This is a genomic window from Mycobacterium sp. G7A2 (genome assembly GCF_041902445.1).
Taxonomy (GTDB): domain Bacteria; phylum Actinomycetota; class Actinomycetes; order Mycobacteriales; family Mycobacteriaceae; genus Mycobacterium.
The window spans coordinates 638,642-654,332 of sequence record NZ_CP169251.1 but is presented as its reverse complement, the minus strand read 5'-3'; the positions used below and the strand labels follow the sequence as shown (position 1 = coordinate 654,332).

Annotated in this window: 14 protein-coding genes; 4 read left to right on the top strand and 10 right to left on the bottom strand. The window is 66.2% G+C overall.

All coding sequences use genetic code 11. The annotated features are described in order from the left end of the window. Window positions 1-32: 32 nt before the first annotated feature. The 3 genes from ACEWX3_RS03170 to xylA are packed head-to-tail and all read right to left on the bottom strand — an operon-like array spanning window position 33 to window position 3,159. Window positions 33-812 (bottom strand): ATP-binding cassette domain-containing protein, encoded by a 780-nt coding sequence (locus ACEWX3_RS03170; protein ID WP_374158675.1) that lies wholly within the window; start codon window positions 810-812, stop codon window positions 33-35. Between the two features lie 6 nt (window positions 813-818). Continuing rightward, window positions 819-1,883, bottom strand: coding sequence for a sugar ABC transporter substrate-binding protein (locus ACEWX3_RS03165; RefSeq protein WP_207065160.1), 1,065 nt, complete (start codon window positions 1,881-1,883; stop codon window positions 819-821). Between the two features lie 55 nt (window positions 1,884-1,938). Further along, a complete protein-coding gene (gene xylA / locus ACEWX3_RS03160) occupies window positions 1,939-3,159 on the bottom strand; it encodes a xylose isomerase (RefSeq protein ID WP_374158674.1) in 1,221 nt (406 codons plus the stop codon). Window positions 3,160-3,287: 128 nt separating this feature from the next. Here xylA and ACEWX3_RS03155 point away from each other — a divergent pair, with 128 nt between their 5' ends. Next, complete coding sequence (locus ACEWX3_RS03155) at window positions 3,288-4,481, top strand: ROK family protein (RefSeq protein ID WP_374158673.1); 1,194 nt, start codon at window positions 3,288-3,290, stop codon at window positions 4,479-4,481. 2 nt (window positions 4,482-4,483) lie between these two features. Continuing rightward, a complete protein-coding gene (gene xylB, locus ACEWX3_RS03150; RefSeq protein WP_374158672.1) occupies window positions 4,484-5,878 on the top strand; it encodes a xylulokinase in 1,395 nt (464 codons plus the stop codon). Between the two features lie 67 nt (window positions 5,879-5,945). On the opposite strand, the gene ACEWX3_RS03145 is transcribed toward xylB, so the two are convergent. From ACEWX3_RS03145 to ACEWX3_RS03135, 3 genes are read right to left on the bottom strand one after another with little or no spacing between them, the layout of a single operon-like run. Then, on the bottom strand, window positions 5,946-7,961 hold the full coding sequence (locus tag ACEWX3_RS03145) for an acetoacetate--CoA ligase (protein ID WP_374158671.1): 2,016 nt from the start codon (window positions 7,959-7,961) through the stop codon (window positions 5,946-5,948). After that, a complete protein-coding gene (locus tag ACEWX3_RS03140) occupies window positions 7,958-8,704 on the bottom strand; it encodes a 3-hydroxybutyrate dehydrogenase (RefSeq protein ID WP_221354195.1) in 747 nt (248 codons plus the stop codon). Before ACEWX3_RS03140 ends, ACEWX3_RS03145 begins: the two co-directional genes overlap by 4 nt. Then, complete coding sequence (locus tag ACEWX3_RS03135) at window positions 8,701-10,068, bottom strand: MFS transporter (RefSeq protein ID WP_163679472.1); 1,368 nt, start codon at window positions 10,066-10,068, stop codon at window positions 8,701-8,703. The genes ACEWX3_RS03140 and ACEWX3_RS03135 overlap by 4 nt, the downstream gene beginning before the upstream one ends. 70 nt (window positions 10,069-10,138) lie before the next feature. Here ACEWX3_RS03135 and ACEWX3_RS03130 point away from each other — a divergent pair, with 70 nt between their 5' ends. Further along, window positions 10,139-11,089 (top strand): LysR family transcriptional regulator, encoded by a 951-nt coding sequence (locus tag ACEWX3_RS03130; RefSeq protein ID WP_373889014.1) that lies wholly within the window; start codon window positions 10,139-10,141, stop codon window positions 11,087-11,089. Between the two features lie 10 nt (window positions 11,090-11,099). Next, the gene (locus ACEWX3_RS03125) at window positions 11,100-11,882 is read left to right on the top strand and encodes an alpha/beta fold hydrolase (protein ID WP_374158670.1); all 783 of its coding nucleotides are present in this window, start codon (window positions 11,100-11,102) and stop codon (window positions 11,880-11,882) included. A 62-nt stretch (window positions 11,883-11,944) separates the two neighbouring features. Here the strand turns inward: ACEWX3_RS03125 and hsaB are convergent, their stop codons facing one another. From hsaB to hsaA, 4 genes are read right to left on the bottom strand one after another with little or no spacing between them, the layout of a single operon-like run. Next, window positions 11,945-12,511 (bottom strand): 3-hydroxy-9,10-secoandrosta-1,3,5(10)-triene-9,17-dione monooxygenase reductase subunit, encoded by a 567-nt coding sequence (hsaB, locus tag ACEWX3_RS03120; RefSeq protein WP_207065141.1) that lies wholly within the window; start codon window positions 12,509-12,511, stop codon window positions 11,945-11,947. A gap of 31 nt (window positions 12,512-12,542) precedes the next feature. Then, entirely contained in the window at window positions 12,543-13,442 is a 900-nt protein-coding gene (gene hsaC, locus ACEWX3_RS03115; protein ID WP_152518893.1) for an iron-dependent extradiol dioxygenase HsaC, read from the bottom strand. Beyond that, window positions 13,439-14,344 carry a 4,5:9,10-diseco-3-hydroxy-5,9,17-trioxoandrosta-1(10),2-diene-4-oate hydrolase gene (gene hsaD, locus ACEWX3_RS03110; protein ID WP_207065140.1) on the bottom strand — a complete coding sequence of 302 codons (906 nt, stop codon included), beginning with the start codon at window positions 14,342-14,344 and terminating at the stop codon, window positions 13,439-13,441. The genes hsaC and hsaD overlap by 4 nt, the downstream gene beginning before the upstream one ends. Continuing rightward, window positions 14,345-15,529: a 3-hydroxy-9,10-secoandrosta-1,3,5(10)-triene-9,17-dione monooxygenase oxygenase subunit gene (hsaA, locus tag ACEWX3_RS03105; RefSeq protein WP_374158669.1), complete on the bottom strand. Its 1,185-nt coding sequence runs from the start codon at window positions 15,527-15,529 to the stop codon at window positions 14,345-14,347. Window positions 15,530-15,691 lie beyond the last annotated feature (162 nt).

Below are 15,691 nucleotides of genomic sequence, written 5' to 3'. Positions count from 1 at the left end.
TGTGTTGTCACGGTGGTGCACGGCGCCGGCGCTCACACCGGTTCGGTCAGCGATACCAACCCGAGATCACCCGATCGGCCGGCGGTTATCAGCTCCACGACCTGCGCGTGACTCACCTCGGAAGCCTCGACGTCGGCGGCGACCCGTCCGAGGTAGAGCGCACATATCCGGTCGGCTACGGCAAAGACGTCGGACATGTTGTGGGAGATCAGAACCACTCCCAGTCCTTGATCGGCCAGTCGGCGGACCAGATCGATCACCTGACGGGTTTGCGCCACCCCCAGCGCCGCGGTGGGTTCGTCGAGCAGGACGACCTTGGAGTTCCACAGCACCGACTTGGCGATCGCCACGGTCTGGCGTTGTCCGCCGGACAAGCTCGACACCGTCTGGCGGACCGACTTGACGGTGCGCACCGACAGCGACGCCAGCGCATCCCGGGCCATTGTCTCCATACGCGCCTCGTCGAGCAGACCTCTGCTGGTGAGTTCTCGGCCGAGAAACATGTTTTCGACGACGTCGAGGTTGTCGCAGAGTGCCAGATCCTGGTAGACGACTTCGACGCCCAGCGCCGAGACGTCGTTGGGGCTGCGGACGGTCACCGGGCGCCCCTCGAAGAGATATCTGCCGCTGTCGATGTGATAAATGCCCGCGATCGTCTTGACGAGGGTCGACTTGCCTGCCCCGTTGTCGCCGACCAGGGCGGTCACCTGTCCCGGATACACCTGGAAGTCGACGTCGTGGAGCACGTGAACGACACCGAAACTCTTGTTCACTCCGCATAGTTCGAGGATCGGCTGCACGTCGGCGGTCATCGGCGATCAGGCTCCTGCTTCGGTGCACAGCGACGCGAACTGGCCCGAACACACCTCATCTTTGGACTGCCCGCCGTCGTCGAACACCACGTTGAGGTTGTCCTTGGTGATGGATTTCGGGGTCAGCAGCACCGAGGGAACGTCCCGGCCGCCGGTGTCGTCACGTGAGGTGCTCGTCGTGTTCGGCTGCTCACCGTTGGCCAGCGCGATGGCCACGTCGGCGAGCGCATTGGCTTCCTCGGTCGCGGACTTGTAGACAGTCATGCACTGCGATCCGGCCAGAATGTTCTGCAGTCCCTCGACCGTCGCGTCCTGGCCGGTGACGGGTACCTGGCCGGCGCGCTTGTTCTTCTCGAGAATCGAGATGACCGAACCGGCGAGACCGTCGTTGGCGGCGTACACCCCGTCGACGCGACCGTCGGCCGCGGTGTAGAGCTGCTCGAAGATCGTCACCGCTTTGTCGTTGTCCCAGTCCGGCACCGACTGCTCACCGACGATGGTGACGGTGGGGGTCGCGTCGATCACCGAGTGCGCGCCGTCGCTGAACAATGTGGCGTTGTTGTCGGTCGGAGAACCGTTGAGGAACACCACGTTCGCCGGCCGGCCGCCGAGGCAGTCCACCAGACCCTGGCCCTGCAGCTCCCCGACCTTCGTGTTGTCGAACGACACGTAGACATCAGCGGAGCCACCCAATGTCAGGCGGTCGTAGTCGATGGTCTTCACGCCCTGGGTTGCGGCCTTCTGCTGAATCGATGCCCCACTGTCGGAATCGAGGTTGACGATGGCCAGGACGGTCACCCCATCAGCGATCATCCCGTCGGCGATGGTGGCCATCGTGTCCGCCGAACCCTCGGCATTCTGGATCGTGTAATCCACCCCGGCGTCCTGGAACGCCGCCTCCAGGGCGGGACGGTCCTTGCTTTCCCAGCGCACCGACGATTTGGTGTCGGGAAGAATGACCCCGACCTTGCCGGCGCCGCTGCCCGAGGAGTCCGAGCCCGAACTGCATGCGGTCAGAGCCAGCCCCACCCCGATGATGACGCCAACTGAAAGTGTGCGAAGTCTTCTCACGAGTTCCCTCCCGGTCGATGAATTGGTTGGTTGTCGATATCGGTCCGCCTGACCGTCACCTGGCTCCCATCAGGTGCTCGAGAGCCAACTGTTGAAGCGCGACGAATCCGCAACCCTTTCCGCCGAAGTAGGCGTCCGCGTCGAATTGCTCGTAGGCGGTGTGGTCGGCGATCAGATCGGCGTAGGACTCGCCCGCGTCGAGGGTGGGCCGACGCAACTCGTCCACCTTGGCCGCGGCCATTGCGGCAACGACATCAGGATCGGCGCGGAATGCGGCCGCACGTTCGCGTAACAGGAGGTACATCCGCATGTTGGCCGCAGCGGAGGCCCAGACACCGTCGGCGTCCTCGGTACGGCTCGGCTTGTAGTCGAAGTGCCGGGGCCCGTCGTAGGCAGGCCCGCCGCCGGGGGCACCGTGTTCGAGCAGGTCGACGAGCGCGAAGGCATTGGCCAGATCACCATGGCCGAACACCAGGTCCTGGTCGAACTTGATCCCGCGCTGACCGTTGAGGTCGATGTGAAACAGCTTGTCGCTGTACAGCGCCTGGCTGATTCCATGCATGAAATTCAACCCGGCCATCTGCTCGTGACCGGTCTCCGGATTCACCCCGACCATACTGGGGTGGGCGAGGGTCTCGATGAAGGCCAGCGCATGTCCCACCGTGGGTAGCAGAATGTCGCCTCGAGGCTCGTTGGGTTTGGGTTCGATGGCGAAGCGGATTCCGACACCTTGATCGATCACGTACTGGCACAACAGATCGAGCGCTTCTCGATACCGTTCCAGCGCGGCTCGGACATCCTTGGCCGAATCGTATTCGCTTCCTTCACGACCACCCCACATGACAAAGGTGTGCGCTCCGAGTTCTGCGGCCAGGTCGATGTTGCGCAAGACCTTACGGAGAGCGAACCGACGCACTGCACGGTCGTTGCTGGTGAACCCGCCGTCTTTGAAGACCGGCTGGGTGAACAGGTTGGTCGTCACCATCGGCACGACCAGACCCGTCGCGCTCAATGCCGAGGACAGTCGGTCGATCATTCGGCGTCGCTCGGTATCCGAACTTCCGAACGCAAACAGGTCGTCGTCGTGCAGTGTGACACCGTATGCACCGAGATCCGCCAGCCGTTCCACAGCCTCGGTCACGTCCAGCACGGGCCGCGTCGCGACGCCGAACGGGTCATTGCCTTGCCAACCGATCGTCCACAGGCCGAAGGAGAACTTGTCGGACCGGTGCGGGATGAGGGAGTCCGATGCGGCGCGGGATTCCAGGACGGTCATCGCGGATGCTCCTCCGAGATCATGAGCTGTCGGTGCGGGCCACGCGGCCCAGACCATTTTGTTTTGTTCTCCGTCCGAACATAAGATGTGGCCTGCAACACTGTCAAGACCGAATGCAAGGGGTGGTTGTGGCGTTGAAGCCGACCGGAAATGGCAGCACGGTCCGAGTCGGGACCAACACCGATGACGTCCGCCGGCGCAATCTGTCGACCGTGTTGACGCTGGTTCACCGGCATCGCGCCCTCACTCGCGCCGAGCTCACTCGGCACACCGGGCTGTCCCGGTCGACCACCAAGGATCTCGTCGAACAATTGGTCGCGCGCGGACTCGTCGAAGAATCCCCCGCCGCGGCGCCGTCCCAGGTGGGCAGACCCAGTCCAGTCGTGCGCCCGGCACACAAGGTGCTGGCCGCGGCAGTGACACCGGAAGTCGACGCGGTCACCGTGGGCCTGGTGGGCATGGGCGGCGCAGTCCTGCGAGTGCTGCGCTGTGCCACCGACCGGGTGCCCACACCCGAGGACACTGTGGCGATTGTCGTGGACACGCTTGCCGAGATCCGCCGCACATTGAGCGATGCGCAGTCCATCACGGCCGTGGGAGTCGCGGTCCCCGGTCTGGTACACAGTCGGCAGTCGGCCGTACAACTGGCACCCAATCTCGATTGGCATGACGCCGATATCGGCCCGATGCTCAGCGCCGCAACGGAACTGCCTGTGTACGCAGCCAACGATGCCAACGCCGGGGCGATCGCCGAGCATCTGTTCGGCAACCATCACAGCGCCGAACACCTCATCTATGTCAACGGCGGCCCGAGCGGCATCGGCGCCGGCTTCGTGGTCGCCGGCGGCCTGCTCGAAGGGCTGGCCGGTTATGCCGGCGAATTGGGCCACACCTTTGTGGGGGGGACCGGCGCGTGCCACTGCGGCAGCATCGGCTGCTTGGAGACCGAGGTGACCCACGCACCGCTCACACGGCTGTTGTCCGAACTCGACAGCGAGTCAGGCGGACCCACCGAACACAGCTCGGCAGAACCGAATCAGGACGAGCGGCAGGTACTCAGCGGGCAGACTCGGGCATTGGCGATCGCTCTGGGCAATGCGATCAACATGCTCAACCCCGGCCTGATCGTGCTGGGTGGCTTCCTGCGGGTCTTCCCCCGGTACGCCGCAGAGGCCCTGCGCGCCGAACTGGCCCGCCACAGCATGACCGCCCCGCGACAGCTGGTCCGTGTCGTTCCCGCCACCCTGGGGGCAGACACCCTGATGATCGGAGCCGCCGAACTGGCGTTTGGTCCCGTGCTCGCCGACCCCGGAAGGAACTGACGATGCCCCTTGTCGCCGGTATAGATTCGTCCACACAGTCATGCAAAGTATTGGTGTGCGACGCGGACAGCGGAGAGATCCTGCGCTCGGCGTCCGCACCGCATCCCGATGGCACCGAGGTCCATCCTGATCGTTGGTGGGATGCGCTCGAGCAGGCCATGAGCGCCGTCGGCGGCATCGCCGACGTCGCGGCAGTCTCGGTCGGCGCCCAGCAGCACGGCATGGTCTGCCTGGATTCCCACGGCCGAGTCGTTCGAGACGCATTGCTGTGGAACGACACCCGGTCTGCTCACGCGGCCGCTGAATTGACCGACGAACTCGGAGGACCGCAGGCATGGGCGCGTCGCACCGGGGTGGTGCCGGTCGCGGCTGTCACAGCGACGAAGCTGCGCTGGTTGGCCGACCATGAACCACACCACGCCGACGCGACCGCGGCGGTGTGCCTGCCGCACGACTGGCTGACGTGGCGGCTGAGTGGCTCGTCGGACATCGCCGATCTGCGCACCGATCGCAGCGACGCGAGCGGAACGGGGTACTTCTCTGCCGAGAGCAACGCCGTCCAGCCCGACCTGCTGGAACTGGCCTTCCGCGGGAGGCGTCCCGTGGTTCCGCAAGTCCTCGGCCCCCGGGAATCGGCCGGCACCGCTTCCCAGGGGGCGCTGCTGGGTGCCGGCGCGGGCGACAACGCCGCTGCCGCGTTGGGGCTGGGGGCAGTTCCCGGGGACTGCATCGTCTCCCTCGGAACCTCCGGTGTGGTGAGCGCCGTGGCCACGGCCGCTCCACACGACGCCGACGGCCTCGTCGCAGGTTTCGCTGATGCGACGGGACGGCAGTTGCCCCTGGTGTGCACTCTCAACGGCGCCCCGGTACTCGCCGCCGTGGCGGCGATGCTGAAGGTGGACTTCACCGAGTTCGACCGCCTCGCGCTGTCGGCACCGCCGGGCTCCGAAGGCCTGGTGTTGATTCCCTATTTCGACGGGGAACGTTCACCCAACCTGCCAGACGCTTCGGGCGCGCTGCACGGCGTCACCTCCCGGAACATGACCGCGGCGAACATGGCCCGCGCCGCTGTCGAGGGTCTACTCAGTTCGATGGCGTTCTGCGTCGACACCATCGGCGGTCAAGGAGTCGACGTCGAGAGAATCATCCTGGTCGGAGGTGGCGCCCGATCAGAGGCAGTCCGGCAGATTGCGCCCGCCGTGCTCGGGCTCGACGTCCACGTGCCGAGGCCGTCCGAGTACGTCGCACTCGGAGCGGCCCGTCAGGCGGCTTGGGTTCTCGGCGGTCAGTCTGCCCCGCCGCCGTGGTCGGTGGGCAGCCCAGCCGTGTACACGGCCGACCCGACGCTTCACGTGCGGGAGCGCTACGACTCCGCGCAGACCCTGACGTTGCGGTGACGTGTCCGTGACCGAACCCCCGTCAGCCGCCGCAGCATCATCGAAGACGGACTGAGCATCAACCTCATCACGTTCGACGCTGCGTGAGGTACCAGTCGAGCAGCGCCGGATCGTCGACGGCGCTGCGCTCGACGACCTTGGCTGAATCACCGCCCTGGAAGAGCTTTTTGACGGGCACCTCGAGCTTCTTGCCAGTGCGGGTGTGCGGCACTCCCGGCGCGACGATGATGTCGTCGGGGACATGCCGCGGAGACACCTCGGTGCGAATGGTGTCGTTGATCGTCTCGCGCAACTCGTCGGTCAACTCGAGTCCGTCGGCCAGGACGACGAACAACGGCATCCAGTAGCCGCCGTCGGACTGCTCGGCGCCGATCACCAGCGCCTCGACCACTTCGGGAAGGCTTTCGACGGCCTGGTAGATGTCGGCACTACCCATACGGATGCCGTGTCGGTTGAGGGTGGAGTCGGAGCGCCCGTGCACGATCACGCTGCCGTGATCGGTGAGGGTGATCCAGTCCCCGTGCCGCCATACGCCCGGGAACATCTCGAAATACGCGTCGCGGTAACGCTGCCCATCGGGGTCGTTCCAGAATTTCACCGGCATCGAAGGCAGCGGCTTGGTGATCACGAGTTCACCGACCTCGCCGCGTACCGGTTTGCCGGATTCGTCCCACGCCTCCAACGCGCAGCCCAGATAGGGGGCGGACAGCTCGCCCGGCCACACCGGCACGGTGCGCACCCCCCCGGCGAATGCCGACACCACGTCGGTACCGCCACTTATGGACGCGACCTGCACGCCCACGTGTTCGGCCAGCCACAGCGATGAGGCCGGCGGGAGTGACGACCCGGTGATACCGACCGTCCGCAGCGCGGACAGGTCGTGGCTCTTGCTCGGATCCGCATCGGCCTTCATGCAACCCAGCACATAGCCTGGGCTGGTGCCCAGCACTGTGGCCCGCACCCGGGAGGCGATGCCCCACAGCGCATCTGGTGTCGGCGACGAGGGGCTGCCGTCGTAGCAGACGATCGTCGCACCCACCAGCAGGCCGGCCACCTGGAAGTTCCACATCATCCAGCTGGGGCTGGTGAACCAGAAGAACGTGTCGTCGCGATCCATGTCCGACTGCAGTGCAACGGCTTTCAGATGCTCCACGACAACACCGCCGTGACCGTGCACGATGCCCTTCGGCAGCCCGGTGGTGCCCGACGAGAACAGAATCCACAGCGGATGGTCGAACTCGACGGCGACGGTGTCGACGGGCTGGTCGCTGTGGGCGGCAAGGTCGTCGAGACCCAGCGTGGCCACCAGGGTCGGTAAACCGGCACTCAGCGCCGCGACGTCCTCGTGTTTGTCGCGGTACTTACCGGCGAACACATAGCCGTCCGCGGCGATCAGCACCTTCGGTTCCAGCTGCCCCAGCCGGTCCAGCGCCGCCTTGGCCGAATAGTCCTGCCCGCACGCGCTCCACACCGCCCCCACGGATGCGGTGGCCAGGAACGCGATGACGGCTTCGGGGATGTTGGGCAGGTAGCCCACCACGCGATCCCCCGGCTCGACCCCGTGGGAACGCAGCGTCTGGGCGAGGGCCGCCGTGCGGCCGAGCAGTTCGTCCCAGGACATCTCCCGGTCCGGCTCCTGCTCGCTGACGTGGACGATCGCCGGGCGATCGGCACGTGCGTGGCGGATCACCTGATCGACATAGTTCAGCGACGTGCCCGGGAACCACCGGGCGCCGGGCATGTCGATGGACTCCACGACGGTCTCGCCGCGTTCGCCGAGCTCGAAGTAGTCCCACAGCGCCGCCCAGAAATCGTCGAGATTCTCGACCGACCAGCGCCACAGCGCGGCGTAGTCACCGAACTGCCCACCGGTGCGGGCTTCGACGAACCGCGCGAAGTCGGTGACCCGCGCATCGGCGATGTCCTGCTCGGTCGGTTCCCACTGGGTTTGAATTGCCGGCCCGCCGGCGTGGGTTTCAATTGCCGGCCCGCCGGCGTGGGCTTCAATTGCCGGCGCGCCCGCGTGGGCTTGCGTTGCCGGCCCGCCGGCGTGGGCTTGCATTGCCGGGACCTGCTCGCTCACCGGGCGCTCCATCCACCGTCCATCGTGTAGGACGCCCCGGTCACCATGCTCGCGTTCGGCGACGCCAGCCACCCCACCAGTGAGCCGACCTCTTCGGGCTCCACAAGACGTTTCACCGCGCTCTCCTTCAGCAGGATCTCCGCCACCACCTCGTCCTCGCCGATGTTATGCGTTCGGGCTTGATCGGCGATCTGCTTCGTCACCAGCGGGGTGCGGACGTAGCCGGGGTTGACGCAGTTGCTGGTGACCCCGTGCGGACCGCCTTCCAGCGCTGTGACCTTCGACAGACCTTCGAGCGCGTGCTTGGCGGTGACATAGGCGGCCTTGAACGGCGATGCGCGCAAGCCGTGGATGGACGAGATGTTGATGACGCGGCCGAACTCGTTGCGGTACATGTGCGGAAGTGCGGCCCGGATCAGCAGGAACGGCGCCTCGACCATCAGCGTCATCATCAGACGGAACCTGTCGGGCGGAAATGCCGCGATCTCGCTGACCGTCTGTACGCCGGCATTGTTGACCAGGATGTCGGTGTGCAAGTCCAGGTCCTCGAGCGCCCCGACATCCAGCAGGTCCAGCGTCCATGCGGAACCACCGATCTCGTCGGCGACACTCTGCGCGCCCGCCTCGTCGATGTCGGCGACGGTCACCTTCGCACCGCGCTGCGCCAGTTCCCGCGCACACGCCGCCCCGATTCCGCCGGCGCCGCCGGTGATGAGAGCCGAACGGCCGTCGAGGTCGTTCACCGCGCCCCCGCCTCCGCCAGCTGCTCGCGGTCGGCGGCGTCGATCATCGCCAGGTCGACACCGTTGGTCTCGCGCATGAACAGCGCTGCCACCAAGGTGATGATCGCGGCGACTGCGAGGTAGATCGCGATCGGTACCCAGGAGTCATAGATGTCGAGCAGCTTCACGGAGATGATCGGGGCCAGCGACCCCGCCACGATCGAGGTCACTTGATACCCCAGCGACACACCGGAATACCGCATGCGGGTCGGGAACATCTCGGCCATGATCGCCGGCTGCGGCGAGTACATCAGGGCGTGGATCATCAGGCCGAGAACGATGGCGCCGATGACGAACAGGTAGTTACCGGTGTCCATCATCGGGAACCCGATGAATCCCCACGCTGCCGCGCCGATGGCGCCGACGATGTAGACCGGACGGCGACCGATGCGATCGGAGAGCCGACCCACCTGGGGGATGATCAGGAAGTGCACTCCGTGCGCGATCAGCAGCCACAACAGGATGTCGCCGGTATCGGCGCCGACCTGCTGGCTCAGATAGGTGATCGACACGATGACCACGAGGTAGTACATGATGTTCTCGGCGAACCGCAGGCCCATCGCGGTGAACACGCCGCGCGGGTAGCGCTTCAGCACCTCCACGACACCGTAGGACACCGCCTTCACGCGCTCGACCTCTGCTTGGGCCGCCACGAAGATCGGTGCGTCGGTGACCTTGGTGCGGATGTAGTAGCCGATCAGCACCACCACGGCCGACAGCCAGAACGCCACACGCCAACCCCAGGACAGAAACGCCTCGTCCGACAGCGTCGTGGTCAAGACCAGCAAAACGACGGTGGCGAGCATGTTGCCGACGGGCACGGCGGCCTGCGGCCAGCTGGCCCAGAATGCGCGCTGCCGGTCGGGGCTGTGCTCGGCGACGAGCAGCACGGCGCCACCCCACTCTCCGCCGACGGCGAAGCCCTGGAGGAACCGCAGCACCACGAGCAGGGCCGGCGCCCAGTAACCGATCTGACCGAACGTCGGTAGGCATCCCATCAAGAAGGTGGCGGCACCGACCAGGAGCAGGCTGAACTGCAACAGCTTCTTGCGGCCGTACTTGTCGCCGAAATGCCCGAAGACCACACCGCCGAGGGGTCGGGCGAGGAAGCCGACCGCGTACGTCAGAAACGCCGCCAGGATCGCGTCGAGCTCGCTGCCGGTTTGGGCGAAGAACACCTTGTTGAACACCAGGGTCGCCGCCGTGCCGTAGAGAAAGAACTCGTACCACTCGACGACGGTGCCGGCCATCGACGCGGCGACAACGCGTTTCAGTCCGGTGCTGACCTTGCCCCCCGATGCATCGGAGCTTTGTTGGGTGGTCATCGGTACTCCCTCCTCTGTGACGGCCGCCACACTCAGTCGTGAGTATTCATGCAGGTGCCCCGGCCGAGCAATGACCAAACCTGCAGGAAGCATCTGCGAAAATGCAGACATGACCGGACCGAGCCGAAGACCCAGCGCCGATGACCTGCTGATCCTGTTGGCGGTCGGACGCACCGGTAAGTACACGACCGCCGCCGACGAACTCGGTCTCAACCACACGACCATCAGCCGGCGGATCGCTGCACTCGAGCTGGCCGTGGGCGGGCGGGTGCTGGCCCGCGTCTCGGGCGGTTGGGAGCTGACCGAGCTGGGGCGCGAAGCACTCGCCGCGGCGGAGGCGGTCGAAGCCGCGGTCCGCTCGTTGAGCACCGAGGCCGGCGGAAAGCGGGCGCTGGAAGGCGTCGTCCGCATCTCTGCCACCGACGGATTCTCGGCTTATATCGCCGCGCCCGCTGCCGCAGCCGTACAGCGTGAACACCCCAATGTGGCGGTCGAGATCGTCGCGGCGACCCGGCGCGCCAGCCAGCAGCGCTCTGGCCTGGACGTCGAGGTGGTGGTCGGTGAACCGACCGTGCACCGCGCCAAAGCCCTTCGCCTGGGCGACTACTGCCTCGGGCTGTACGGGTCCCGCGACTATCTCGCCGACCACGGCTCGCCGGCGAATGTCGCCGATCTGCAACGGTTCCCGTTGGTGTACTTCATCGACTCGATGCTGCAGGTCGACGATCTGGATCTGGCACCCAGCTTCGCGCCGGCCATGCGGGAGTCGGTGACGTCGACAAATGTGTTCGTCCATGTGGAGGCCACCCGGGCGTCAGCGGGTCTGGGGCTGTTGCCGTGTTTCATGGCCGACCGCCACCCAGATCTGGTCCGGGTTCTGGCCACCGAGGTGTCGATCCGGCTCACGTACTGGCTGGTGACCCGCGAAGAAACCCTGCGGCGACCCGAGGTGTCGGCGGTCGTCGAGGCGATCGGAGCCCGGATGGCCGAGCAGCGCACCGTGCTGCTAGGCGCCCACTAACGTCGGCGGCATGCCCTTCCTCGAACACCGCGCCGACCACCGCCTCGGCCCCGCCTACTACCGGCACTGGGCGGCCGAAGAACCCCGAGCGGCCGTCATCTTCCTGCACGGATTCGGCGAGCACACCGGTCTGTACCACCGCTACGGATTCGCGCTCAACGCCGCCGGTGTCGACCTGTGGGCAGTCGACCAGTTCGGGCACGGGCTCAGCCCCGGCGACCGGGGCGACTTCGGCACGATCGAGGACAGTTCGGCACTGGCCGACGCGCTGACCGAGTTGGCCGCCGACCGCCGCCCCGATGTGCCCCTGCTCGCGCAGGGCCATTCCTTCGGCGCGGTCGTCACGCTCTTCCGGGTGCTCGCGCAACCGCGGACGTACCGGGCCGCGGTGGTCTCCGGCGCACCGGTGGTCGCGGTGCCTGCTCTCAGAGACGCCAACACCACTTTCGATCTCGACCCGGCCCTGTTGTCAGCAGACCCGTTCTACATCGACTCCCTGATCAACGACCCCTTGGCGTTTGTCGGCGCCGACGGCGTCGCGTTGGTCCGCGAGCTGGACCGCGGCTGGGACCGCTTCGGTGCCGAGCTGCCCGGACTGACCGTCCCGACGCTGGCGGTGCACGGCAGCAACGACATGATCGCGCCCGTCGGCGCGGTGCGGGCGTACGCCGAACAGATCGACGCGCTGCGGTTCGTCGAGTTCGCCGGCGCACGTCACGATGTTCTCAACGAAGTACAACACCGCGACGTGGCTGCCGCCGTGGTCGGCTTCATCGCAGATCAGGTGGGTTGAGCGGGGTTCATCCACAGAAGTTGTGCACAGTGTGGATGAATCACACCCGTGTAACTCCCTGCTCAGAGCCAGGTGTCGTCCGTCGTCGCGGTCAGGAAAGCCTCGAGGTCGTTGCGCCAGTCGGCCGGCGAGTTCTTGTCCGGTTCGATGCCGGTGTACTGACCTTGGTAGAACAGCAGCGGCCGCGGCTTCTTGCGCGGGACATCAGACAGCGAGTGCACCGCACCGAACACCACGAAGTGGTCGCCACCGTCGTGCACCGACGCCACGGTGCAGTCGATGTGCGCCAGCGACCCGTCGATGATCGGCGAGCCGAGCTTGGACGGGGTCCAGTCGATGCCGGCGAACTTGTCCGGCTCCCGGGAGCCGAACCGGCCCGAAACGTCCTTCTGGTTCTCGTGCAGGATGTTCACGCAGAACGAGCCACTCGCCTCGATGGCCGCCCACGACCGTGACATCTTGGTCGGGCAGAACAGCACCAGCGGCGGGTCGAGAGACAGCGCGGCGAACGACTGGCAGGCGAACCCCACCGGAACGTCGTCGTGCACCGTCGTGATGACGGTGATACCGGTGCAGAACTGGCCCAGCACACTGCGGAAAGTGCGGGGGTCGATCGGTGGGCTACCCACTACCGATAACTCCTCGTGTCAGCGCCCGTCATCAACTCTTGAAGCCGACGCTGAAGTCGTGTCCCCACAGCGACACCGCGGTGCTCTCCCGCGCAACCCAGCTGTGGTCGTCCACCTCGAGACCCTCGCAACCGAACTCGACGTCGAACCCGCCGGGCGTCTTCATGTAGAACGACAGCATCTTGTCGTTGACGTGGCGCCCCAGCGTTGCCGACATCTTGACCTTGCGGCGCAGTGCCCGGTCCAGGCAGAGGCCGACATCGTCGGCGTTTCCCACCTCGACCATCAGATGGACAATACCGCTCGGAGTCTCGCCGGGCATGAAGGCCAGGCTGTGGTGGCGCGGGTTGACCCCGAGGAACCGCAACCACGCCGGCTCCCCGTCGGCGGGCCTGCCCACCAGCTGCGGAGGCAGCCGCATCGAGTCGCGCAGGCTGAAGCCCAGCACATCGCGATAGAAGTGAAGCGTCTCCGCGTCGTCGCGGGTGGTCAGCACCACGTGACCGAGGCCCTGTTCCTCGGTGACGAACTTGTGGCCGTAGGGGCTCACCACGCGGCGGTGTTCGAGAGCGACACCGTGGAACACCTCCAGGGTGTTGCCGGACGGATCGTCGAACACGATCATCTCGTCAACGCGACGCTCGGCCTTCTCCGCGGAGGTGCCCTCCTTGTACGGGACGCCCTGCAGGTCGAGTCGGTGCCGGATCTCCTGTAACCCCGCGGCGTTGCTCGTCTCCCAGCCGGAGACCAGCAACCGGTCATGCTCGCCGGGCACGATCACCAGGCGGGCCGGGAACTCGTCCATGCGCAGGTACAGCGCACCCTCGGTGCCGCCGGACCCCTCGACCATGCCGAGCACCTTGAGCCCGTACTCGCGCCAGGCCCCCATGTCGGTGGCCTCGATGCGTAGGTACCCCAATGAGCGGATCATCGTGAACCCCCCTCAGCGACGTCGGACAAAAAATCCACGGTGAGCTTGTTGAACTCGTCGAACTTCTCGAGCTGCGCCCAGTGCCCGCACTGGCCGAACACATGCAGCTGGACGCGGGGAATCTGCTTGAGCGCCACCAGTGCCCCGTCCAGCGGATTGACCCGGTCCTCACGGCCCCAGATCAGCAGTACCCGCTGGCGCAGCTTGTAGACGTCGCGCCACATCATGCCGAGCTCGAAGTCCGCACCCGCGAACGACTTGCCCATCGCCTTGGTGGCGGCGAGCGACTCAGGCGTGCTGGCGATCTGGAAACGTTCCTCGACCAGTTCGGGGGTGATCAGGCTCTGGTCGAACACCATGATGCGCAGGAACTTCTCGATGTTCTCCCGCGTCGGGTCGGCAGCGAAGCGGCCGAGCAGCTTCACGCCCTCGGTCGGGTCGGGCGCGAACAGGTTGACGCTCAGCCCTCCGGGTCCCATCAACACCAGACGGCCCGCCCGCTTCGGGTTGTCCAGAGCGAAGCGCACCGCGGTGCCGCCACCGAGTGAGTTGCCCACCAGCGCAGCCCGTTCGAGGCCGAGGTGATCGAACAGGTTGAGCAGCGCCGTGGCGCTGTAGCGGTTGTACTGCTCGTGCTCGGTGTGCTTGTCGGAATGCCCGTAGCCGGGCTGATCCACGGCGAGCACGTGGAAATGCTCGGCCAGCACCGGAATGTTGCGCCCGAAGTTCGACCAGCTCGATGCGCCCGGGCCGCCGCCGTGCAGCAACACGATGGTGGGCGACTCCGGGTCGCCCGCCTCGTGATAGTGCAACCGCATGTCCTCGCGGACCTGCGCATAGCGGGAGGTCGAATCGAACGTGATCTCTTGCTGCTGAGCAGTTTCGGCGGCGAAGGATGTCATCTAGACCATCGTGTCCTGGGGCGGCAGGCCGAACGCCTCGTTGCCGAAGATCAGGTAGGCACGCTCGGGCTCGTTCGCGGCGTGCACCCGGCCGGCGTGTGCGTCCCGCCAGAACCGCTGCACCGGCTGGTCGAGCTGCAGTGCCGTCGCACCGGACGCCTCGAACAGCAGATCGATCGACGCGATCGCCCGCGCGGTCGCGCGGACCTGATCGCGGCGTGCGCTGGCCCGCAGCGAGAACGGGATCTCCTCACCGGCCTGCAGCAGCTTGTACTCGTCGGCGACATTGCCCATCAGCTGACGCCAGCCGGCGTCGATGTCGCTGGCGGCCTCGGCGATACGGATCTTGGCGAACGGATCGTCCTTGGACTTCTCGCCGGCGAACGCGGCACGCACCCGCTTGCCCTGATGCTCGACATGCGCCTCGTAGGCGCCGTACGCCATCCCCATGATGGGGGTGCTGATGGTGGTGGGATGCATGGTGCCCCAAGGCATCTTGTAGACCGGTGCGGTGTTGTTCTCGTATCCGCCGGCGGTCCCGTCGTTCATCGCCCGGTAGGACAGGAACCGGTGACGCGGGACGAACACGTCCTTGACCACCACGGTGTTGCTTCCGGTTGCCTTGAGACCGACCACGTTCCAGACATCGTCGATGCGGTAGTCGCTGCGCGGGATCAGGAAGCTGCCGAAGTCGACCGGCTTGCCGTCCTTGATCACCGGACCGCCGAGGAACGCCCAGGTGGCGTGGTCGCAGCCCGACGACCACTGCCAGGCGCCGCTGACCAGGTAGCCACCGTCGACCACGGTGCCCGCACCCATCGGCGCGTACGACGACGACACGCGCACCGTCGGATCGTCGCCCCAGACGTCGTCCTGAGCCTGCTGATCGAACAGCGCCAGGTGCCAGTTGTGCACACCGAGGATCGACGAGACCCATCCGGTGGAGCCGCACGCGCTGGCGATGCGCCGCACCGCTTCGAAGAACTGCGTCGGATCGCACTGCAGTCCGCCCCACTGCTCAGGTTGGAGCAGCTTGAAGAACCCGACCTCGTCGAGTTCGGCGACCGTCTCGTCGGGCAGACGCCGCAACTCTTCGGCGGCCGCGGCGCGCTTGGCGATCCGCGGCAGGAGATCGTCGATGCCCGATAGCACCGATTGCACGTCGCGCTGTTCAATGGACGTCACGGGTATGCCTCCCAGGGAGTGCGGACTGACGGTATTGAGATTAGAACACGTTACGATTTGTGTCGAGCAGCGGTGCCCTGCGGCGGCTGGACCTGCAGACATTCATTTCTGTAACCTGTTCTAGTTATTGGGGTGGCGTCGGATGACGGTGCCCGTCGAAAG